The sequence below is a fragment of the Halomonas sp. S3-1-1 genome, from assembly GCF_023757625.1.
Taxonomy (GTDB): Bacteria; Pseudomonadota; Gammaproteobacteria; order Pseudomonadales; family Halomonadaceae; genus Vreelandella.
Genome location: NZ_JALGBZ010000012.1, coordinates 1 through 20,999 on the forward strand (window position 1 = coordinate 1; position 20,999 = coordinate 20,999).

The window sequence follows — 20,999 nt, forward strand, 5'->3', positions numbered from 1 at the left end:
GCGGTAATAGCGGTAATAGCGGTAATAGCGGTAATAGCGGTAATAGCGGTAATAGCGGTAATAGCGGTAATAGCGGTAATAGCGGTAATAGCGGTAATAGCGGTAATAGCGGTAATAGCGGTAATAGCGGTAATAGCGGTAATAGCGGTAATAGCGGTAATAGCGGTAATAGCGGTAATAGCGGTAATAGCGGTAATAGCGGTAATAGCGGTAATAGCGGTAATAGCGGTAATAGCGGTAATAGCGGTAATAGCGGCAATAGCGGCAATAGCGCCAATAGCTCCAATAGTGGCAATAGTGAGAATACCGGCAATAGCGGGAATAACAGCAACACCGGGAATAACGCCGGTAGCGGCAACACCGGAAATAACAGTAACACCGGGAACAACGGCAACAGCGGAAACAACGGCAACAGCGGAAACAGCGGAAACAACGGCAACAGCGGCAACAACGGCAATAGCGGAAACAACGGCAATAGCGGAAACAACGGCAACAACGGCAACAACGGCAACAACGGCAACAACGGCAACAACGGCAACAACGGCAACAACGGCAACAACGGCAACAACGGCAACAACGGCAACAACGGCAACAACGGCAACAACGGCAATAGCGGAAACAATGGCAATGGCAATGGCAATGGCAATCGAGGTAATACCTATGGACTTCAAAGAGGTAAAAGCGGCACGCTAGAAGAACCACATGCGATGTCTGATACGGCCTTTACTGACTGGGTGGATGCCGTCCCTTCCAGTGAAAATGCACTTTTCAATCGATCCAACGATGACGATATCCAGGAACTTTATCATCAGGACATTTCACCCACCGAGCAAGGCACTTATGCGATAGATGGAGGCGATATTATTTGGGGCTACTGGAAGAGTGGTACCCATTTTTCAAGTGATTCGAACACAGAAAATTCACTTGATGAGTCCCTCGTATTTATAATGGTTTCCGATGAGCTTTCCGACTCTCTGACCGAATCACTTAGTCAATCAGCACTGGATGCCTTACGCGATCAGCTCGAAACGGGAGTAACGTTCAATTGGATCAATGGCACTGGCTTAATACCGAATGATGGGGGAGAAATTATTCCTCTTCTTCCCGAAAGCTCTATCACGCTTTCCAATAGTGAAGGCGTTCAGGTCGAAATTCTTCTTGAGGATTTCGGTAAGCTGATCGGTAGCAACAGCTCCGATACCTTCTCACTCGACGGCATCAACCTGATTCATGAAGCATGTAACAGCAACCGGTGTTTCGAGAGCGGAGAATTCAACGGCCGCTATATTGGTGAAGAAGCCGCCGCTATCATGAGTTTAATCGAAGCACAGGGAGCGCTAACCGGCGACTACAGCGGTACCGGTATTTTTGTGCGGATGACTCCCTGAACCTACTACTCATTATTTGTCAGTGTGCATCCAAACGCCGTCCCAATTTTGTGGGGGCGGCGTTTTCAGAAAATATTCACTACGTGCGAGATATATTTGTGTTGTCAGATCCTCTTCCCCCAATTCTTTGAAGGCTTGCGCAGCAGATTCGAAATTCGCTGCCTGATAATGATCGAGCGCTGTTTCGAATGCAGCGTGCCAAGTGCAACGCTCTTGCGATAGCGTACTCCAGCGTCCCAAGGGTTCCAAAATCCATAAAGGGGCTCGGCGCCCTTTTACTCGTACTTGGTCTAAACGCCTGTAGCACCAATCCGGCGCCTGCTTCGCGGTGGCTTCGCTAACGATCAAACTCACCCCATAAACCTTAGTCAACCCTTCCAAACGAGAACCCAGGTTCACGTTATCACCCATGACGGTGTACGCCATGCGAAAACCGGATCCCATATTTCCCACGCTCATTGGGCCGGAGTTAAGCCCCACCCCCATCGCCAATGTCGGTTTACCCTCGGCGACAAATTCGCGGTTGATTCTTTCAAGCGCCGCCAGCATTTCAAAAGATGCCTCGATCGCATGATCGGCATGCTTCATATCACGTAGTGGAGCTCCCCAGAAGGCCATGACAGCATCTCCCATGTACTTATCAATAGTTCCCTTGTGTTGATGGATTGCACCTGTCAAGGGTGTCAAAAGACGGTTCATCACACGGGTTAGCTCAGAGGGTGAAAGTAACTCCGAAAAAGCAGTGAAATCACGCACATCGGAAAACAGTACGGTCAGTTCGCGTTCCTCGCCTTCGAGGCCAAAGCTCTCACCACTTTCAACCATGCTTTTGACCAGTTGAGGCGGAACGTATTGTCCAAACCATTCGGCGACCCAGCGCTTTTGCTGTGTTTCGCGCAGCAAATTCATCGACAAATGCCAAAGCGTTTGCGCCAATAACAAAACGACCAAGCCAGCCACGGGTAAAACCCACCCCTGATGCCAGGCCCATACATTGCCCCCTACCGTTGCTAGAAGCAGCGTGCCGCTAACCGCCATGAGCAGTGGCGCGTTCAGTCGTGGGAAAATCACTACGATGATCAAACCCAAAGCACATAGATTCACCAAGTCAAAGCCCTGTATCCAAGGCGGTTGAGCCTTAAAACTCTGATGTAGCATGCCTGCTAGCAGTCCCAGATTTATTTCAGGGCCAGGATAAACCGCTCCTACCGGGGTCGACCTAAGATCCATTAGCCCAGGGGCTGACGCGCCCAGTATGAGAATTTTTCCCTTCAATGACCCAGGCTCGATGCGCCCCTCCAGAATATCGGCGGCTGAAATGTACTCGAAGTGACCTCGCGGTCCATACCAAGGAACCAAGGCACTCCCATCGGCATCGACGGGAATTTGGAATCCCCCAACATCCAGCGCTTCCAGCTGGTCAACTCCGGAACCTTGGCCAATCACGGGGTCGATTTGCGGCTGGCCCAACAAGGCGAGCAACATAGCGAGCGGCAATCCAGGATATAGCTCTCCATGCCAACGCTGCAGCATGGGAACGCGTCGAAAAACGCCGTCTGCATCGACCAGAGGATTATCGAAAAACCCAGCGCTTAGCGCACCGTTTTGTAAAATTGCTAGATTCGCGGTGTAGCGCTGAGGCTCAGGTAAAGGGAGCAAAGTGTCGGTTGTGAGATGAGCCTGCTCGGGCAGTTGACCTAGTACAGGAGGATCGCCTGCTTGAACACTCGATTGAAAATAGTACCCCAATACTACCGGGTAATTAGATAGCGTGTTGGCCAGCACCTGATCGCCATCAGTTGGGGGCGGTAGAGAAGCAAGCGAGGGATACTCCTCTACCAAATTTTCCCAGTGCCTTTGCCAATGAGAGGCTTCTGGTTCCGCAAAAACGATATCCACACCCAATAAATCGGCGTCATAGGTGGTAAAAAGCGACTCTATCAACGCCGCAACGGTCGTTCTTGGCCAAGGCCACTGACCTATCTCGAAAAGGCTCCGCTCGTCGATGTCGATAATCGCCAGCGAAGAATCAGGTTGTCCATCAAGCGTACTTCGCACTCGCCAATCGTATGCCTGCCACTCCAATCGTTGTAGCCCAGGCACATCGATCCATTCAGCACGATCCATCACCAGTAGAGCAGTAAGCAGCAGGCTTACAATGCATTGCAGCCACCACCAAAAAGATCGGATACCAGTATTTGCCTGTCTAATTTTTTCTTTTGCCACACGAGGCACTCTTATTAAGTAAGGTTAAAAATCAGCCTAAGATAGGCTAAAAGTTTTACGAAAGGTACTTGTGCCTAACAGCGTACGAAGCGGCAAAGAGGCTCGTTGATAAAAACCCGTCCCGTTAGCTTTAAGCTGTTCGATATATTCAAACAGGCTCTTCAAGGTACCGAATGCGTTTTCTGAATAGCCGTCCAAACCATAGATTTCCTCGAGTTCATGACTCGGCCACACGAGTGAGATTAATCGTGCGATATCATCCTATTCAAACACTTTTCGAAGCCGCTAAAGCGGTCGATAAACAATTACTTCACGGTTTCTTTTCGGCTTTTGGTACTTGTGGTTAACTATCGACTTAACGAGGAGCGAGCCGGCAAATTATCGTGAACATCATTTATCGAAAGCGCCGGGACTTGAAGCCTTAGCATAAGCACTTTAACCAAATTTGTGCTGATGTCTTGCCAATAGATCGAAGCGTGACGGCGGGAAAGAGCGACCATGATATCCGGTTGCGCTTGAGCATTGCATTACAGGATAGCGATTCAGCCTGCCCGTTGCCAAATGGAGGACGTTGCCCGCCACCTCTTTGACAAAGCATGGACTGGGGTATGGTTCAGCTAAATTATAAGCACAAAAAAGCCGCTGAAATCAGCGGCTTAATCTATGTTCTTGGCGGAGGGGGAGGGATTCGAACCCTCGAAGCCTTTCGACTTACACACTTTCCAGGCGTGCTCCTTCGACCACTCGGACACCCCTCCGCATTTTGACTGTCAGTAAGGCGTTGCCTTTCCCAACAGAACGGCGCGTATTTTATGGGTTAAGGTATTAAATAGCAAGTCTTTTCCTTACTCAGCTCAAAACGGCATAGGTGCCGAGGGCCTCCAGGCAGAGCACGTCGTGACAATAAAGCTCCTGCACCAGTGTGATACGGCCCTTCCCGCGGGTTTCGAGGCGGCTTGCGAGCTCGTTCGGGCCTTGAGGGGCTTCGGGCTTGCATATCAACCGATAGTCGTGGGTCACCGGTGCTAGAAAGCGCTGGGAAGCATCCGCGATCACAACGTCACGCGCCAAGCCGTGCTGGCGAAGCCAGAGCGTGGTCCAGCACCAGCCTAGAAGTGTGGTCTGAGCGGTCAGGGCACCGCCAAAGCCAGTGCCCTTATCGTTGAGCGAGGGCTTAAGTGCCAGTTCCCAGACCAAATGGTCGTTGTTGTGACTCATCTTTTTGAGGCCCAGCGCCGCCGCCATGGGGATGGCTTCCATCAGCCAGCGCTGAAAAGCGTCCAGATCCTCCCGGCCCTCTTCAGGAAGTGGCAACCGAGGGTACGCCGTGCCGGGCTCGCGAGACTTGACCATGTGCACTCCTCAAGATGTCAGGGTTAGTTCCAGCGCTCGACGAAGCCGCTAGAATCGTGGTGTGCTAATGGTTTGTGGCGACCACCCAAACTACCTAGATAGATAAACGCTACGACTTCGTCGTCCTCTTCGAGGCTCAGCCCCTTACGCACCACCGGATCGAACGCGTACTTACCGCTTCGCCACATCGCACCTAGGCCCAGCGCGTGAGCTGCGAGCAAGATGCCGTGGGCGGCGCAGCCGGCGGAGATGACCTGCTCTATCTTGGGCACCTTGGGGAGTTCCGGCGTGACGCGAGCGATCACCGCAATGATCATCGGCGCGCGAAGCGGCTTTTGGCGGGCAGCGTTCAGTGTGTCGTCGCTGGCGCTGGGATCTTCCTGAAACTCCGCCTCGGCAAAAAGCTCGCCCAAACGCTCGCGCCCTTCCCCGCTGAACTCGATGAAACGCCAGGGGTGCAGCTCCTTGTGGTCCGGGGCGCGTAGCGCCGCCTGGTAGAGAGCTTCGAGCTGCTCGGCGCTGGGCGCGGGCTCGGTGAGCTTGCCCATGGAGCTACGTTCGTGAAGAAGCGTCAGTGCATCCATTTCGGTCGTCCTGGCCTGTGGTGAGCGCTCTACTTTAGCGCACTGGGTTACTGTCTTGCCAGACGCAGCGACCCCGGCGACGCCATTCCCCTGGTGGCCCGCCAGGGGCTGATATCGAGCCCACCGCGGCGCACGTAGCGCGCCAGCACCAGAAGCTCGGAAGGGGCTGCGCGCTGCATCACATCCGTGAAGATGTGCTCGACGCAGTGCTCGTGAAAATCCTGATGCTGGCGAAAGCCGATCAAATAGCGCAGAAGACCTTCGCGGTCGATCTTCGGCCCTTTATAACGAATCATAACGCTGCCCCAGTCCGGCTGGCCGGTGACCGGGCAGTTGGATTTCAACAGGTGCGAGTAGAGCGTCTCCTCGACGACCTCGCCACCGGCGCTTAGATGATCCGCGCTCGGGGTGTAGTCGTCGATGGCGATATCAAGCGGGTCTAGGCATTCGCCGGGCAGGCGCACCGGGTCGAGGGCGGCATCGTCTACGTCGAAAAGTTCGACACCGACCGCGGCGCCAGCCACACGGGAGAGATCCTCTTTCAGCACGCCGATCACCGCCTCCGTGCTTTCGAAGCACGTCTGGTTGAAGCTGTTGAGGTAGAGCTTCCAGGATTTGGACTCGATCAGATTGGGCGAGCTGGCCGGCAGCGTGAACCGCGCCACGGCGACGACGGGCTTGCCGCGGCCGTTGAGCCAAGACACCTCGAAGGCGTGCCACTCGTCCTCGCCGATGAAGGGCAGCGCGCCCTCCTCGATGCCCAGCGGGGCCCGGTTGGCGGCGCGGGCGATGGGAAAGAGCAGCGCCGCGTCGTACTGCTCCGGGTAGGCGGAATCGCGCCCCAAGGGCGCGTGTTCCAGAGTATCGGGGCGGTGTGCCATGACGGCCTCCTTAGCTTCGAATGCCGTGACCGCGCTCGAGCATGGTCAGTGCGACGGCGAACAGCACGACTATGAACGCGAATACGGCGGCCAGCGCCCAGACCACGGGAATGTCCGACACGCCCAGAAAGCCGTAGCGGAACACGTTCACCATGTAGAGAATCGGGTTAAGCATCGACACGCCCTGCCAGAAGTCCGGCAGCATCGAGATCGAGTAGAACACCCCGCCCAAATAAGTCAGCGGCGTCAGCACGAAGGTCGGCACGATCGAGATGTCGTCGAACTTGTTGGCCAGCAGCGCGTTGATGAAGCCGCCGATGGAGAACAGTGCCGAGGTCAGCACCACGACCAGCAGGGTCAAAAATGGGTGCTCCAACGAGAGCCGGGTAAAGAATAGCGAGACGACCGTGACGATAAGCCCCACGCCCAGCCCACGCGCCATACCGCCCAGAATGAAGCCTGACAGGATAACCCAGTTGGGCATCGGCGAGACCATCATCTCCTCTACCGAGCGCTGGAACTTGTTGGAGAAAAAGCTCGAGGCGACGTTGGAGTAGCTATTGGTGATCACCGACATCATGATCAGGCCGGGGACGATGAAGTCCATGTAGCTGAAGCCGTCCATCGCGCCGATGCGCGAGCCGATTAGGTTGCCGAAGATGATGAAGTACATCGCCATGGTGATCGACGGCGGCAACAGCGTCTGCGGCCAGATCCGCGTGAAGCGCTTGATCTCCTTGATCACCAGCGTCCAAAGCGCCACCAGGGTTTGCATTGCGTTCATGCGTGGGCCTCCTTGGCGCTCGGCTCGTCGATGGATTTCTGGCCCTGCTCGACCATGGACACGAACATCTCCTCGAGCCGGTTGGCGCGGTTGCGCATCGACACCACCTTTATCCCTTGCGCGCTCAGCGCCTCGAACACGGTGTTGAGCTCCTGGCCCCGCTCGATCGCCAGTGAAAGCTGAGACGGCTCGATCTGCTGGATCGCGAAGCCCTCTATTTCGGGCACGGCGGTGACAGGCTCGGCCAAATCGAGCAGGAAGGTTTCGATGTCGAGCTCGGCGAGCAGCTCACGCACGCTGGTGTTACGCACGATATCGCCGTTATTGATGATGGCGATATTGCGACACAGGCTCTCCGCCTCTTCCAGGTAGTGGGTGGTCAAAATGATGGTGGTGCCTTCGTCGCGATTGAGGCGACGCATGTACTCCCACATGCTGCGTCTGAGCTCGATATCCACGCCGGCGGTCGGCTCGTCGAGAATCAAGAGCCTGGGGCGGTGCATCAGGGCGCGGGCGATCATCAGGCGCCGCTTCATGCCGCCGGAGAGCATGCGCGCGCTGCCATTACGCTTGTCCCAAAGGCCAAGGTCGGTGAGAAGCTGCTTCGCCCGGGGAAGCGCCTCGCTTCGCTTCATGCCGTAGTAGCCCGCTTGGGCCATCACGATATCCAGCACTTTCTCGAACTGGCTGAAGTTGAACTCCTGAGGCACCACGCCAAGCTGGTATTTGGCCTTCGCGAAGTCCTTGTCGATATCGATACCAAAGATGGAGACCTTGCCTTCGGTTTTTTGCACCAGTGAGCACACCACGCCCAGGGTGGTCGACTTGCCCGCCCCGTTAGGCCCCAAAAGCGCAAAAAAATCGCCCTGCTGGACGTCGAGATCGATACCCTTCAGGGCGTGAAAGCCGTTGCCATACACCTTGGTGAGGCCACGGATAGACAATGCCGGTTCGGCCATGAACATGTCCTGTCAGCAAAAGAGGATAAACAGTATAGAACGCCCATAGATGGGGGCAGCCGGGATCGTTTTCAAGCTAACGGCTGGGCGCGGCTGAAAATCGGAAACGGCAAAACCGTCGCTACCGTGTAATAGCGAACCGATTGAACAACAGAAAGGAAAAATTGGAGCGGGAAAAGAGATTTGATCGGACTGGCGTACCAGCTCTCGACCTGCCTTTCTAAACCAACACCCTTAATTGGAGCGGGAAAAGAGATTCGAACTCTCGACCCTCGCCTTGGCAAGGCGATGCTCTACCACTGAGCTATTCCCGCTTAATACTGGAAGGCGGCGAAATTGGCGTCCCATAGGGGGTTCGAACCCCTGTTACCGCCGTGAAAGGGCGGTGTCCTGGACCACTAGACGAATGGGACACATAAGCAAATAAATGCTTGGAGCGGGAAAAGAGATTCGAACTCTCGACCCTCGCCTTGGCAAGGCGATGCTCTACCACTGAGCTATTCCCGCTTATCAATTTTCGCGTTCGGAGTGGCGTCCCATAGGGGGTTCGAACCCCTGTTACCGCCGTGAAAGGGCGGTGTCCTGGACCACTAGACGAATGGGACACTGCTGCACCTAAGTGCTTTGGAGCGGGAAAAGAGATTCGAACTCTCGACCCTCGCCTTGGCAAGGCGATGCTCTACCACTGAGCTATTCCCGCACTCCGATACCTTGACGATGAAGTGGCGTCCCATAGGGGGTTCGAACCCCTGTTACCGCCGTGAAAGGGCGGTGTCCTGGACCACTAGACGAATGGGACGTTTCATTGCCTCGTCGAGGTGGCGCGTATATTACTCAGAGGGCCTTTTGATGTCAAGCCACTGATTTTCAGTTTGTGGTTTTACCCACACTCGGCCCGAATACCGGCTCAACGTACAGCGGCGGCGCCCTTCTTCTCATTCTCTTGGCGGGCGCTGCTTTTATCGCTAGCGGCTGACCGCTCATCGTGCGCTGGTTGGGTAAAGCCGCGCTTATCGCCTAAACTGAACCTCATGCCGTCACCGGTAGTCTTAACGATACCTATCGCATTGAAGAGCCAACTCTTTACTGACAAACGCCATCAAGGAGGCGCCCATGGCCAAGATCGAAAAAACGCCGGAGCAGTGGCGCAGCGAGCTAAGCGACGAACAGTACCGCGTGGCACGGGAAAAAGGCACCGAGCGCCCGTTCACCGGCGACTATCAGGTCAGCGATGAACAAGGCATCTATCACTGCGTCTGCTGCCACGCCCCGCTGTTTGAGAACGAGCACAAGTTCGAGGCCGGCTGCGGCTGGCCAAGCTTTGACCGGCCGCTTGGCAGCCATAGCGTGGAGGAGCACAGCGATACGAGCCACGGCATGACCCGTACCGAGGTCGTCTGCTCGCACTGCGACGCGCATTTGGGCCACGTCTTCCCGGATGGGCCGCGAGAAACCACGGGGCTTCGTTACTGCATCAACTCGGTGTCGCTGGAGTTTCACCCCGACGAGTAACGCGCACCTGGTTTTCCAGAGCATCTGCGTTTGCGAAGCGCCCACGGGCTGGCATTCTGATAGAATGGCAGCCCATTTTTTTGCCCTTTGATTGCGCTTTCAGGAGAGTCCCATGCTCGGCTGGTTTCCCGGACACATGAACAAGGCCCGCCGCCAGATCAAGGAGGCGCTGCCGGAAATCGACGTGGTCATCGAGGTACTCGATGGGCGTCTGCCCTACTCCAGCGCCAACCCGATGCTGGCCGAGCTGACCCGCCACAAACCGGTGCTGAAGATTCTGACCCGGGCGGATCTGGCCGACCCGGCGCGCACCAGCGAGTGGGTCGCCCATTTTGACGCCCAAACCGACACCCGGGCGCTGGCGGTCACCACCACCCAAAGCCGCGAGCTCAAAAAAATCCCCAAACTCTGCCACGAGCTTGCCGGCGCGGTGCGGGCGGATCGCGACGTGCGCGTGATGGTGATGGGCATCCCCAACGTGGGTAAATCCACGCTGATCAACGGCCTGGCCGGGCGCAAGATCGCCAAAACAGGCAACGAACCGGCAGTCACCAAGCGCCAACAAAAGGTGCGCATCGACGGGCGCGTAGCGCTGATCGACACGCCCGGTGTGCTGTGGCCCAAGATCGAGGATCAGGCGAGTGCCTACCGGCTGGCCGCCAGCGGCGCCATTCGCGACACCGCCATCGAGTACGTGGACGTGGCGATCGTCGCCTGCGCCGAGCTTGCCAAGCGCTATCCCGAGGCGCTCAAGAGCCGCTACAAGCTAGAGGCGTTGCCGATTTATGAGGCCCTCCAAACGCCTCAGAACGTGGACGCCGACGGCCCGACGCGCCCGGACTTTCTCGCTCTGGCCGGGTTCGACGGCCACGCAATCCTTAAGGAGATCGCCGCCAAGCGCGGCGGGCTGCGCCCCGGCGGCGAGGTGGACTGGCACCGCGGCTCCGAGGTACTGCTGCACGAGCTTCGCGACGGCAAGCTCGGGCGCATTACGCTGGAAACGCCCGATGACATTCCCGCCCCGGCGGAAGATATCGCAGCTGATGATACTCACGCCGATAACGCCGAATTGGGCGCAGACAGCGATAGCCCTCACGCGCATAATGACCCGTGACTTCATCGACCGACCCCGTTGACCAATAACCCGACCAACCAAGGTACTCTGGGACACTTCATGGACACGATGCACCCCGTAGACTCATCGCTTACAGAGCCTCAGCCGCTCAAGAAATCGCACAAGCTGCACAACGTCTGCTACGACATTCGCGGCCCCGTTCTCGAGCACGCCAAACGGCTGGAGGACGAAGGTCAACGCATCCTGAAGCTCAACATCGGCAACCCCGCCCCCTTCGGGTTCGAAGCACCCGAGGAAATCCTTCAGGACGTGATGCGCAACCTGCCCACCGCTCAGGGCTACTGTGACTCCAAAGGGCTCTACTCGGCGCGCAAGGCGATCATGCAGGAGTGTCAGCGCAAGAACATTCCCGGCGTGGGCATCGAAGATATCTACATCGGCAACGGCGTTTCCGAGCTGATCGTGATGTGCATGCAGGCGCTGTTGAACGACGGCGACGAGGTGCTGATTCCTGCCCCGGACTACCCGCTCTGGACCGCTGCGGCGCACCTTTCCGGCGGCCACGGCGTTCACTACCGCTGCGACGAGCAGGCCGGCTGGGCGCCAGACATCGCCGACATTCGTGCGAAAGTCACCAGCCGCACCCGGGCAATCGTGCTGATCAATCCCAACAACCCGACCGGCGCAGTCTATCCGCCGGAAGTAGTCGAAGCGGTACTCAAGGTCGCCCGAGAGCACCAACTGGTGGTGTTTTCCGATGAGATCTACGACAAGATTCTTTATGACGGCGTCGAGCACACCGCGACCGGGGCGCTGGCCGATGACGATCAGCTCGTGATTACCATGAATGGGCTCTCCAAGAGCTACCGTTGCGCCGGCTTTCGCTCCGGCTGGATGACCATTTCCGGCACGCTGGCCAAAAAGCGCGCGCGGGACTACATCCAGGGCCTGACCATGCTCGCCTCGATGCGCCTATGCGCCAACGTGCCCGCCCAGCACGCCATTCAAACGGCGCTAGGCGGGTATCAGTCGATCAACGACCTTATCCTGCCCGGTGGACGGCTTCTAGCCCAGCGCGATGTCACCGTGGAGAAGCTCAACGCCATTCCCGGCGTATCCTGCGTAACACCCAAGGGTGCGCTCTACGCCTTTCCGCGGCTAGACCCCAAGGTGTACAACATTCAGGACGATCAACAGCTGGTACTGGACCTACTGCTTCAAGAGAAGATCCTGTTGGTCCAGGGCAGCGCCTTCAACGCTCCGGACACCAATCATGTACGTATCGTTACGCTCCCTTGGGCGGATCAGCTCGGCGACGCGCTCGATCGGTTCGCCAACTTTTTATCACGCTACCGTCAGTGAAAGCGTGAAACTGCCGAGTAATAATCAACTCTAATCGCTGAACTCAACCCGTTTGAAATGCTTAAAGGGAGACCACCACGATGATGCGTATTCTGCTGTTTCTGGCCACTAACCTTGCGGTGGTGCTGGTAGCAAGCTTTACGCTGCGCCTGTTTGGCGTGGAAGGCTATTTACGAAGCCAAGGCATCAACTTCACCGGCCTTTTGCTGTTCTGCTTCATCATCGGTATGGCGGGGTCGATGATCTCGCTGTTCATGTCGAAATGGCTGGCCAAGCGCTCCACCGGCACCGTGCTGATCGAAGCGCCCTCCAACTCCACCGAGCAGTGGCTGGTGGACACCGTCGCCGAGCTTTCTCGGGATGCGGGCATCAAAACGCCGGAAGTGGGTATCTTCCCGGCGCAGCAGTCCAACGCCTTCGCCACCGGCTGGAATAAAAACGATGCGCTGGTGGCGGTGTCAGCGGGGTTACTCAACCGCATGCGCCCGGACGAGGTGCGGGCGGTGCTGGCCCACGAAATCGGCCACGTTGCCAATGGTGATATGGTCACGCTGGCGCTGATCCAGGGCGTGGTCAACACCTTCGTCATGTTCTTCGCCCGCGCTGTGGCGCACCTACTCGACGGTTTCCTGAAAAGCCGCGGCAGTGAAGGCGGGCTCGGGTTCATGGGCTACTTTGCGGTGGTCATGGTGGCGGAGATCGTATTTGGTATCGTTGCCTCGGCGATCGTCGCCTGGTTTTCGCGCTTTCGTGAATACCGCGCCGACGAAGCCGGCGCCAGGCTTGCGGGCACCAACGCCATGGTCAACGCTTTGGCACGTTTGAAAGCCGAAACCGAGATGCCGGATCAAATGCCGGACACCATGCGCGCCATGGCGATCACCAAAGGCCAGACCCGTTCGCTTCTGGAAAAGCTCTTTGCCAGCCACCCGCCGCTGGACGAGCGCATTCGCGCGTTGAAAGAAGCCGCCTACCGTCAATAAGCGCTTGCTACGCGATCGCGAGGCGCCTCAAGCCAGCTGGTTCGGCTTAAGGCGCCTCGCTTTTTTATGCCTGCCACACACCTAGACAACTAGGGTATATAGCGCCGAGCGCACGCACCCTCGTCCGGCCGCCTTGGCCTCGTAGAGTAACTGGTCGGCCGCTTTGATCAGCACGGATGGGTCGTCGCCGGCCACCCAGCGCGTGCTGGCCACGCCCAGGCTGATCGTCACCATCGGCGCCACATCCGAGGCGCCATGGGGCAGCGCCAACGCTCGAACGGCGGTTTCAAGCTCGAGCGCCTTGCGCGTAGCGTCGAATAGATCGGTACTCGGCAGCAGGCAGATGAACTCCTCGCCGCCATAGCGCGCGACCAGATCCCGGGGGCGATGGATATGCCGCTTGAGCAAGTCGGCGATGGCCTTCAGGCACTCGTCGCCACTCACATGGCCGTAGTGATCGTTATAGCGCTTGAAGAAATCGATATCGAGAAACAACATCGAAAGCGAGAGCTGGTCCTGACGACAGCGCTGCCACTCCTGGTCCAAACGTTCGTTGAAGTAGCGCCGGTTGGCAACGCCAGTGAGCCCATCCTTGAGCGCCAGTTCGTGAAGGCGCTGATGCTCCTGCTCGCGGCGGCGCAACACCGCCGTGGAAATCTGCAGCGCGGCTGAACGCAGCCGATCGGCGCTCTCTTCGAGCATACCCGGGTGAAGGCGCGGCGCTGGCTCGTGGGTACGGGCGATACGAATGACATGACCATTGACGCCAAGTGACTGGGTGACCGTCAGCGAGCGCCGGCTATTGATGTAATCGAATGCCGGCGGCAACGCCTGCGCATCCAGCCAAGAGAGATCCAGCGCCCGTTCAGGTAACAGGCAAGCGTCGAGGATCGCCGCGGCGCTGATGCCCTGGTAAAGAAGCGTCGCGGCATCAGCGAATTCCTCGGCAAACCCCTCATCCCAGTCAATAAGGTGCTGCTGGGCGTCGAAGACGGCCATACTTTGAACGGACGTTGGATCTCTATTCATGCAGGGCGCCGGCGTGCAGCCGTTCGAGCGCCAGAGCCGTACCCTCCACGCGCGCGCGAATCTTGGCCAGCGCGGTTTCCCGCGAGGTGGAAATATCGTCGCAAAACGGTGAAAAACCGCAGTCGTCGGTGGTGCCCAGCTGCTCGAGCGGGATGAAGCGAGCCGCCTGCAGCACGCGCTCACACACCTCTTCGGGGGTTTCGATACGCGGGTCGTTGACGTCGATTACGCCGATGAAGGCGCGCTGCCAGGGTTTTAGATAGCGTGCGACGATCTTGAGCTCGCGCTCCGGGTCCGCTTCGCAGGCCATGGCGATATAGAAGTTTCCGGCCTTGAGCTCGAACAAGCTCGGTAAAAGCTCTGCGTAGTCGACATCGGCGCTATGGGTAGCATCGTGGTCGGCGCCTGGGCAAGTGTGAACGCCGATGCGCTGGCGCTCCTCCTCGGTGAACCTTGCCAATACTCGGTTGTTGAGTTCGATGAAGCTGTCGAGCACGCTGCCACTGGGGTCGAGCTTGAGCGCCAGCCGCCCCTCTGTGAAGTCGATCTGCACCTTGTCGGCCCCCGCCGCGAAGCAGCCGCGAATCTCCTTTTCCTGCTCGTCGATCAGATCCTCGAGAAACTGGTCACGGCTGTAGCCCTCGATAGGCTCGGAGGGATAGAAAAGGCTCACCGCCGAGGCCGAGATGATCGCCTGCTTCATGGGCAGTTTCGTGTAGTCCCTCGCTTTGGCGAGAGTATCGGCGGCGGAAAGCGCGTAGCGAAACGGGCCTGACACCAGCCGCGGCAGGCGGCGCACGTGGCCATCGTTGAAAGGAATTTCGAGACCGTCCGTGGCGAAGTTGTGACCGCCCTCGACCAGATAGGTGGCAAAGCCATGGGTCTTGCGCTGCTCGCCATCGGTGATGATCGGCGAGCCGGTGGCCTCCAGCTCGCTCATGGACTTCTTCACCGCCTCATCATACAGCGCATCCATGGCTGCCCAATCGAGCTGTCCGGCGCTGTACTGGCGCTGCGCCTCCATCAGCTTTTCCAAGCGGGGAAGGCTTCCGATGGCCTCGGTCGGCAGGAGCGTGGTGCGTTTATCCATGGCGTGCGGTCCTCGTCGGGTCGTTTATTCGATATAAAACATCCTGCCGGGCCCAGGCAAGCTTTATCGGTTGCCCTCGCCTACTGCCGAGCTTACTCGACGCATCGGGCGTTGAAGCCTGCCGCTGACAGCGCCGGTTCGAGCGAATGCGCATCGCCAGACAAGTAAACTTCAAGGGTGGCGAACTCGCGGCGCAGCGGATAGTTCGTTCGGCAGTGGTCGAAACCGGCAGCCGGTCCGCGTTGGCGGCATTCTCGTTTGAGCGCCTGCCCATCGCGACGCACGTCATACACCGCTCTCATACATAAACGTAGCGCATCCTCGATAGGCAGCGCACTTTGGAATTGCAGCGCTCTCAACGCAGGCTTCGGGCAAATGCTGGAAAACGAAGGGCCATCCGGCATTTTGAGCGCTTGTGTTAGCGCCTGTTGGATCATGAAGGTGCCGCGCAGCTTGCCATCCAGGCTGTGCCCGGCAATGTGAGGTGTGCCAAGTGCGCCGCGCTCGAGCAGGCCAGCGTCGATACCGGGTTCGCTCTCCCAGACGTCCAGCACCGCCTCGAGATCACCGCGCGCCGTCAGGCGCTCATCCAGCGCTTGGCCATCCACACAGTCGCCGCGCCCGGCGTTGATCAGCACCGTATGCGGCTTGAGCGCCGCGAGCCGCTCGGCGTTTAGTAGATGGTGGGTTGCATGCTCGCCTTCGCGCACCAGCGGCGTGTGCAGGCAGAGCACGTCGCAGCGCGCGATCAGCTCATCGAGTTCAACGAAGTAAGCCCTCCCCTCACGCTCGGCTCGCGGCGGGTCGCACACCAGCACCGCCACACCCAACGCTTGTAGGCGCGCCACGAGCCGCCCCCCCACGTTGCCCGCGCCCACGACCCCAACGGTGCGCTCGAACAGCGACCAGCCGCCATGCTCGGACAAGGTCAAAAGGCTTATCAGCACGTAGTCCACCACCGCCTCGGCGTTACAGCCAGGGGCGCTGGCAAAGCCGATGCCGCGCTCGCTCAAGAAATCAAGATCGACGTGATCCACGCCGATGGTGCAGCTTCCCACGAAGCGCACCGGGCTCTTTTCAAGCAGCAACGCATCGACCTGAGTGACCGAGCGTACGATCAGTGCATCGGCATCGCTTACGTCCTGGGCGCTGATCTCACGGCCTGGGCGGCGCAGGATATCGCCCAAGTGGCCAAAGCAGGTGTCGGCGGCGGGAATGTTGGCATCGATGACGAGTTTCATAGGCGTTTCAATATCCGGGCTTTACAATAGGTTGGAGGCGCGCGCGAGGCGTGACAAGAAGGATTCAAGGAGAACAGGCGTTGAGGAGACCATAGTGATCGTACGCTGGGAAACCGACCATGACTATGTGCTGGTGCACATTCACCAGGACATGTTCGGCGACTGGATCTTCAGCCGCGCCTGGGGGCAGATAGGCACCCAGTTCGGCGGGCTGAAGCATCAGTTGGCCGATACCCGCGAACAGGCGCAGATGTGGCTCGAGGACGAGGCCACCATTCAGGCCTCGCGCGGGTTCGATAAAGTGCTGGAAGCCGACGACCACGCCCCGGAAGCTCAGGACGCGATGCGTCAGCTATCGCTGTTGGACGCCCTCTAGTTCGTTTTAGCCTTTGTGGCGCAGCGTGAATACGTGGTGCAGGTTCGTTCGCCGCTGAAAGTCCGGGTCGAAGGTTTTCGCAGTGATCTCGTCCACCTCGAAGCGCTCAGCGAGCGCTTCGTCGAGCTTGAAGCGCCGCTGATTGTTGGAGAACACCAGCGTGCCGCCGGGGGCCAGGCGTGCCATGGCCAGCTCGATCAGGCGCGGGTGATCGCGCTGAACGTCCAGCGTGTCGCGCATCTTCTTCGAGTTGGAGAAGGTCGGCGGGTCCATAAAAATCAGGTCGAACTGGGTGTCGGCGCGCTCGAGCCAGCGAAAGCAATCCTCGCGCACCACCCGGTGGCGGCGCTGGTCGAGATCGTTGAGCGCAAAATTGTCCTTCGCCCATTCCAGGTACGTGTTGGACATGTCCACACTGACGCTGTCGCTCGCCCCGCCCAAGGCGGCCTGCACCGTGGCGGTCGCGGTGTAGCAAAACAGGTTCAAAAAACGCTTGCCCTTGGCCATCTCGCCGAGCATGCGCCGCACCGGGCGGTGATCCAGAAAAAGCCCGGTGTCCAAGTAGTCGCGCAGGTTGACCCATAGCCGGGCACTGCCCTCACGCACCTCGAAACGCTCACCGCTGGCACCGCGTTTTTGGTACTGGGCGCTGCCGGCCTGGCGCTCGCGGCGCTTGATGTAGATGGCGCTTGAATGCACGCCCAGCGCTTCGGGCAGCACTTCGAGCGCATCGAACAGGCGTTTTTGCGCCTGGGCGGCGTTGACCGACTTTGGCGCGGCGTACTCCTGCACGTGCACCTTGTCGCCATAGCGGTCGACGGCCAGCGCGAACTCCGGCATGTCCGCATCGTAAACGCGGTAGCAGGTCTCCCCGCTCTGCTTGAGCCACTTCTTCAAGCGCTTCTGATTTTTGGCCAGCCGGTTGGCGAACATGCGGGCATTCTCCGAGACCTGGCGCTCGCCGCTCGCCTTTGGCGCTGCGGGCTGGCTTTCCCCTTCCTCGATACGCTCATCGGCGGAGCTGACCGTCGGCGCTTCATCGATCGCCATCAGCAGCAGCTTGGCGTCGAGCGCGGCGTTTTTCAGCGCGTACTGCTTGTGAGCACGAAGCCCCAGCCGATGGCCCAAATCCGGGTTGCCGGTAAACACCGCCAGCGTCCAGCCGGGAAAGAGCGTGCGCGCCTTGTCACCAAGCGTGGCGTACAGGCCAACCAGCTCGGGAAGCTCACCCAGGCGCTCGCCGTAAGGCGGGTTGGTGATGATCAGGCCTTGGGATTCGCGGAGCGACTCGGGCCGGGTGAGCTGCGACAAGCTCTGCCCTGCAAGCTCGATCAGCGCAGGCACACCGGCGCGCATGGCGTTAGCCCGGGCCGAGGCGACCGCCGCCGGGCTCTGATCGAAGCCGTAAAGCGTGGTCTTGCAGCGCTTGCGCCCGATCGAGGCACGCGCCTGAGCTTCGCGCTTGAGCTCCTGCCAAATAGCGGCGTCGTGACCGGCCCAGCCTTCGAAGCCGAAAAGCGGGCGGTGCAAATTGGGGGCCTGGTCGGCGGCCATCAGCGCGGCCTCGATCAAGAGCGTGCCCGAGCCGCACAGCGGGTCGATCAGCGCCTCACCCTGTTTGGCGCGCGCGGGCCAGCCCGCTCTCACCAACAGCGCGGCGGCCAGGTTCTCCTTGAGCGGCGCGTGGCCGACCTCCTTGCGATAGCCGCGCCGGTGCAGGCTGTCGCCGGAAAGATCGATACCCAAGGTCAAATTCGCCCGGTGCAGGTGGGCATAGAGGCGCAGATCCGGGGTTTTGGTGTCGATGTCCGGACGCGGCAAACCCGCCAGCGCCAGCGAATCCACCACCGCGTCCTTGACCGTTTGCGCGCCAAAGCGGGTGTGGCGAATCTGCTCGCTGCGCCCGTGAAAATCGACCGCTAGGGTGTTACCGGCCACGACGTGCGCCGGCCAGCTTACGCTGAGTGCGGCGTTGTAAAGCTCGGCGGCGCTCTCCACCATCGTCGTGCGCTTGATCACGAGCACGATCCGGTTGGCCAGCCGCGACCAGAGGCAGGCGCGGTAAGCGGTTTCGAGATCGGCGCTGAAGTAGACCCCGGCCACCGTGGCCTTGTCCGGGTGGGCGCCCAGCATTGATAGCTCATCGAGCAGAAGGCTTTCGATGCCTCTGGGGCAGGTGGCTAAAAACTCTAGCGAGGCGTTCTGGCTGGGCTCGGTCATAAGCATCGGCGCGCGTAACCGCGCGTAATTCCTGTATATGGCAAATGTATTTACGTTCGATGACAATTTGGGGGTCGACAAGGGCCCATATCATGGGCTAACAATAAGAGAGTAGCTACTAAAACGCATGCGTACATTGTCAGGGTTTGACGCCGAACGACCAACTTTTGCGTCGACGCAAATCCTTGGCTTGTCGAGTTTGTTCAGGGTCGTTATGCACGTGAGTGCCCAACCCGTGGCCCGGAACCCACTCGCTCTTGAAGTAAGCTCCGAGGCTGCTTCCGGCTTTTTTCTTCGCGCCGGTTAGCCGCTTCATACCAAAGGCTTTCATAAAAGAGGTCAGCCAATGAAACGACAAAAGCGTGATCGCTTCCAGCGGGCATACGTGCACGGTTACAAAGCGGGTGTTACGGGTCGCTCTCGTGACGATTGCCCAAGCCAGGACATCAATTTACGCGAGTACTGGATGAGCGGTTGGCGTGAAGGTCGCGGAGACCAGTGGGACGGCATGACGGGCGTCTCCGGTATCCATAAAAACCCGATGGTCATGACCTGACCCGAACGTTTTTTCAAACGAACCTTCAAAACCAGATTTGACCTACCAAGCCCGCCTTCAACAAGCGGGCTTTTTCGTGCCTCAACGTCGGCCTTTACCCCTTCACAAGCGCTTTAGCGCAGCTGCTCACGAGTTTGGGGCCTTCGTAAATGAGCCCGGAGTAGAGCTGCACGAGATCCGCGCCGGCGGCGAGCTTTTCCTGGGCTTTTTTAGGGCTGTCGATGCCGCCGACCCCGATGATGGGCACGTCCGGCAAGTGTGCACGCAGCGCACGAATGACTCGGTTCGAGGGTTCGAACACCGGCCGCCCCGAGAGCCCGCCCGCCTCCTCGGCGTGAGCATGCCCCTTCACCGCGCTGCGCTCGACGGTGGTATTGGTCGCAATGACGCCGTCGAAAGCGTTACGCGTAATACTTTGAGCGACCAGCGCGATCTCATCGTCGCTCATGTCCGGGGCGATCTTGATCAGAAGCGGCACCCGGCGCCCGGTTTGCGCGTCCAGCTCGCTTGCCCGTTCGCGTAAGGGCCCGAGCAGCGCATCGAGCTGGTCGCCAAACTGCAGCGTGCGAAGCCCCGGCGTGTTGGGTGACGAGACGTTCACCGTCACATAGTCCGCCACGCCGTGCACTGCCTCGAGACACGCCAGATAGTCGCCCAGCGCTCCGTCTACCGAGGTCGTGAGGTTCTTGCCGATATTGATGCCGACCAGCCCCGCGTAGCGGCGCTTTTTGACCTGCTCGACCAGGTGCAGCACGCCCTTGTTGTTGAACCCGAAGCGGTTGATGATCGCGCCGTGTTTGGCCAAACGAAACAGCCGCGGTTTGTCGTTACCCGGCTGGGGCTTTGGCGTCACCGTACCCACCTCGACGAAGCCAAAGCCGAGCGCGCCCAGTGCGTCCAGATGATCGGCGTTTTTATCAAGCCCGGCGGCCAGCCCCACGCGGTTGGCAAATTTGAGCCCCATCAGCTCTATCGGGTCGCTCACCGCGCGACCAAAAAGCCGCTCGACGCCGCCCGCTTGATAAAGCTTGTCCAGCGCGGTGAGGGTAAGACCATGCGCGGTTTCAGGGTCGAGGCGAAACAGCAGCGAGCGAGTGAGCTGATACATCGAAGTCTCCGGGCAGTCATCGGGGGTGGCGATAGAGTGGGCGACAGAATCGGGCGAGGAGTATACCGCAATGCGATGGGCGCCGCAGACAAGCGCAGAAGCAATCCATCAAAACACGGCCTCTGCTCACAAAAAAGCGCGCCCCCCCAAGCGGGGCGCGCCGGGGGAAGCCAGCGGGGGGGCGACCCATAGCGCCCGCGTTAGGGCCGCGCGGCGAGTTGGCGCCCCGCCCCCCCCCACAGCGCACAAACCCCCCCCGGGCGGCCCCGCCC

At 59.1% G+C, this 20,999-nt stretch carries 19 protein-coding genes and 7 tRNA genes; 8 read left to right on the forward strand and 18 right to left on the reverse strand.

Annotated elements, in window-relative coordinates; translation table 11 throughout:
* Positions 1–693: hypothetical protein (locus MQW23_RS19225; RefSeq protein WP_252109840.1), on the forward strand; the 693-nt coding region annotated here is incomplete at its 5' end.
* Between the two features lie 14 nt (positions 694–707).
* Complete coding sequence (locus tag MQW23_RS19230; protein ID WP_252109841.1) at positions 708–1,388, forward strand: hypothetical protein; 681 nt, start codon at positions 708–710, stop codon at positions 1,386–1,388.
* Between the two features lie 12 nt (positions 1,389–1,400).
* Here the strand turns inward: MQW23_RS19230 and MQW23_RS19235 are convergent, their stop codons facing one another.
* The 13 genes from MQW23_RS19235 to MQW23_RS19295 all read right to left on the reverse strand — a co-directional run bounded on the left by MQW23_RS19235 (position 1,401) and on the right by MQW23_RS19295 (position 8,974).
* On the reverse strand, positions 1,401–3,614 hold the full coding sequence (locus MQW23_RS19235; RefSeq protein WP_252109842.1) for a CHASE2 domain-containing protein: 2,214 nt from the start codon (positions 3,612–3,614) through the stop codon (positions 1,401–1,403).
* Positions 3,615–4,284: 670 nt separating this feature from the next.
* Positions 4,285–4,372: transfer RNA gene (locus MQW23_RS19240), tRNA-Ser, on the reverse strand.
* Positions 4,373–4,463: 91 nt separating this feature from the next.
* Positions 4,464–4,967 carry a YiiD C-terminal domain-containing protein gene (locus tag MQW23_RS19245; RefSeq protein WP_252109843.1) on the reverse strand — a complete coding sequence of 168 codons (504 nt, stop codon included), beginning with the start codon at positions 4,965–4,967 and terminating at the stop codon, positions 4,464–4,466.
* 23 nt (positions 4,968–4,990) lie between these two features.
* Positions 4,991–5,551: a nitroreductase family protein gene (locus MQW23_RS19250; RefSeq protein ID WP_252109844.1), complete on the reverse strand. Its 561-nt coding sequence runs from the start codon at positions 5,549–5,551 to the stop codon at positions 4,991–4,993.
* A gap of 47 nt (positions 5,552–5,598) precedes the next feature.
* Complete coding sequence (gene queF / locus MQW23_RS19255; RefSeq protein WP_252109845.1) at positions 5,599–6,432, reverse strand: NADPH-dependent 7-cyano-7-deazaguanine reductase QueF; 834 nt, start codon at positions 6,430–6,432, stop codon at positions 5,599–5,601.
* Positions 6,433–6,442: 10 nt separating this feature from the next.
* Entirely contained in the window at positions 6,443–7,216 is a 774-nt protein-coding gene (locus MQW23_RS19260) for an ABC transporter permease (RefSeq protein ID WP_252109846.1), read from the reverse strand.
* Positions 7,213–8,175 carry an ABC transporter ATP-binding protein gene (locus MQW23_RS19265; RefSeq protein WP_252109847.1) on the reverse strand — a complete coding sequence of 321 codons (963 nt, stop codon included), beginning with the start codon at positions 8,173–8,175 and terminating at the stop codon, positions 7,213–7,215. The genes MQW23_RS19260 and MQW23_RS19265 overlap by 4 nt, the downstream gene beginning before the upstream one ends.
* A 239-nt stretch (positions 8,176–8,414) precedes the next feature.
* Positions 8,415–8,489, reverse strand: a tRNA-Gly gene (locus MQW23_RS19270).
* Between the two features lie 23 nt (positions 8,490–8,512).
* Positions 8,513–8,588 (reverse strand) — tRNA-Glu (locus MQW23_RS19275).
* Between the two features lie 19 nt (positions 8,589–8,607).
* Positions 8,608–8,682: transfer RNA gene (locus MQW23_RS19280), tRNA-Gly, on the reverse strand.
* A gap of 22 nt (positions 8,683–8,704) precedes the next feature.
* A tRNA-Glu gene (locus tag MQW23_RS19285) sits at positions 8,705–8,780 on the reverse strand.
* A 20-nt stretch (positions 8,781–8,800) separates the two neighbouring features.
* Positions 8,801–8,875: transfer RNA gene (locus MQW23_RS19290), tRNA-Gly, on the reverse strand.
* A 23-nt stretch (positions 8,876–8,898) separates the two neighbouring features.
* A tRNA-Glu gene (locus MQW23_RS19295) sits at positions 8,899–8,974 on the reverse strand.
* Positions 8,975–9,288: 314 nt separating this feature from the next.
* Between MQW23_RS19295 and msrB the strand changes: the two genes are divergently transcribed.
* From msrB to htpX, 4 genes are all read left to right on the forward strand, one after another.
* Positions 9,289–9,687: a peptide-methionine (R)-S-oxide reductase MsrB gene (gene msrB / locus MQW23_RS19300; protein WP_252109848.1), complete on the forward strand. Its 399-nt coding sequence runs from the start codon at positions 9,289–9,291 to the stop codon at positions 9,685–9,687.
* 112 nt (positions 9,688–9,799) lie between these two features.
* A complete protein-coding gene (gene ylqF / locus MQW23_RS19305) occupies positions 9,800–10,801 on the forward strand; it encodes a ribosome biogenesis GTPase YlqF (RefSeq protein WP_252109849.1) in 1,002 nt (333 codons plus the stop codon).
* Positions 10,802–10,870: 69 nt separating this feature from the next.
* A complete protein-coding gene (locus tag MQW23_RS19310) occupies positions 10,871–12,124 on the forward strand; it encodes a pyridoxal phosphate-dependent aminotransferase (protein ID WP_252109856.1) in 1,254 nt (417 codons plus the stop codon).
* Between the two features lie 80 nt (positions 12,125–12,204).
* A complete protein-coding gene (gene htpX, locus MQW23_RS19315; RefSeq protein WP_252109850.1) occupies positions 12,205–13,107 on the forward strand; it encodes a protease HtpX in 903 nt (300 codons plus the stop codon).
* Positions 13,108–13,188: 81 nt separating this feature from the next.
* On the opposite strand, the gene MQW23_RS19320 is transcribed toward htpX, so the two are convergent.
* The 3 genes from MQW23_RS19320 to pdxB form a co-directional block, all read right to left on the reverse strand.
* On the reverse strand, positions 13,189–14,136 hold the full coding sequence (locus MQW23_RS19320) for a diguanylate cyclase (protein WP_252109851.1): 948 nt from the start codon (positions 14,134–14,136) through the stop codon (positions 13,189–13,191).
* Entirely contained in the window at positions 14,129–15,226 is a 1,098-nt protein-coding gene (locus MQW23_RS19325; RefSeq protein WP_252109852.1) for a cobalamin-independent methionine synthase II family protein, read from the reverse strand. The genes MQW23_RS19320 and MQW23_RS19325 overlap by 8 nt, the downstream gene beginning before the upstream one ends.
* Before the next feature lie 92 nt (positions 15,227–15,318).
* On the reverse strand, positions 15,319–16,467 hold the full coding sequence (gene pdxB / locus MQW23_RS19330) for a 4-phosphoerythronate dehydrogenase PdxB (RefSeq protein ID WP_252109853.1): 1,149 nt from the start codon (positions 16,465–16,467) through the stop codon (positions 15,319–15,321).
* A 94-nt stretch (positions 16,468–16,561) separates the two neighbouring features.
* Here pdxB and MQW23_RS19335 point away from each other — a divergent pair, with 94 nt between their 5' ends.
* Positions 16,562–16,843, forward strand: a complete 282-nt coding sequence (locus MQW23_RS19335; RefSeq protein ID WP_252109854.1) for a hypothetical protein — start codon at positions 16,562–16,564, stop codon at positions 16,841–16,843.
* Positions 16,844–16,849: 6 nt separating this feature from the next.
* Here MQW23_RS19335 and rlmKL read toward each other — a convergent pair whose 3' ends face one another.
* Entirely contained in the window at positions 16,850–19,063 is a 2,214-nt protein-coding gene (gene rlmKL, locus MQW23_RS19340; protein WP_252109857.1) for a bifunctional 23S rRNA (guanine(2069)-N(7))-methyltransferase RlmK/23S rRNA (guanine(2445)-N(2))-methyltransferase RlmL, read from the reverse strand.
* Positions 19,064–19,409: 346 nt separating this feature from the next.
* On the opposite strand from rlmKL, the gene rmf reads away from it, so the two are divergent.
* A complete protein-coding gene (gene rmf / locus MQW23_RS19345; RefSeq protein WP_227388219.1) occupies positions 19,410–19,619 on the forward strand; it encodes a ribosome modulation factor in 210 nt (69 codons plus the stop codon).
* 94 nt (positions 19,620–19,713) lie between these two features.
* On the opposite strand, the gene MQW23_RS19350 is transcribed toward rmf, so the two are convergent.
* Positions 19,714–20,727 carry a quinone-dependent dihydroorotate dehydrogenase gene (locus MQW23_RS19350; RefSeq protein ID WP_252109855.1) on the reverse strand — a complete coding sequence of 338 codons (1,014 nt, stop codon included), beginning with the start codon at positions 20,725–20,727 and terminating at the stop codon, positions 19,714–19,716.
* Between the last annotated feature and the right edge of the window lie 272 nt (positions 20,728–20,999).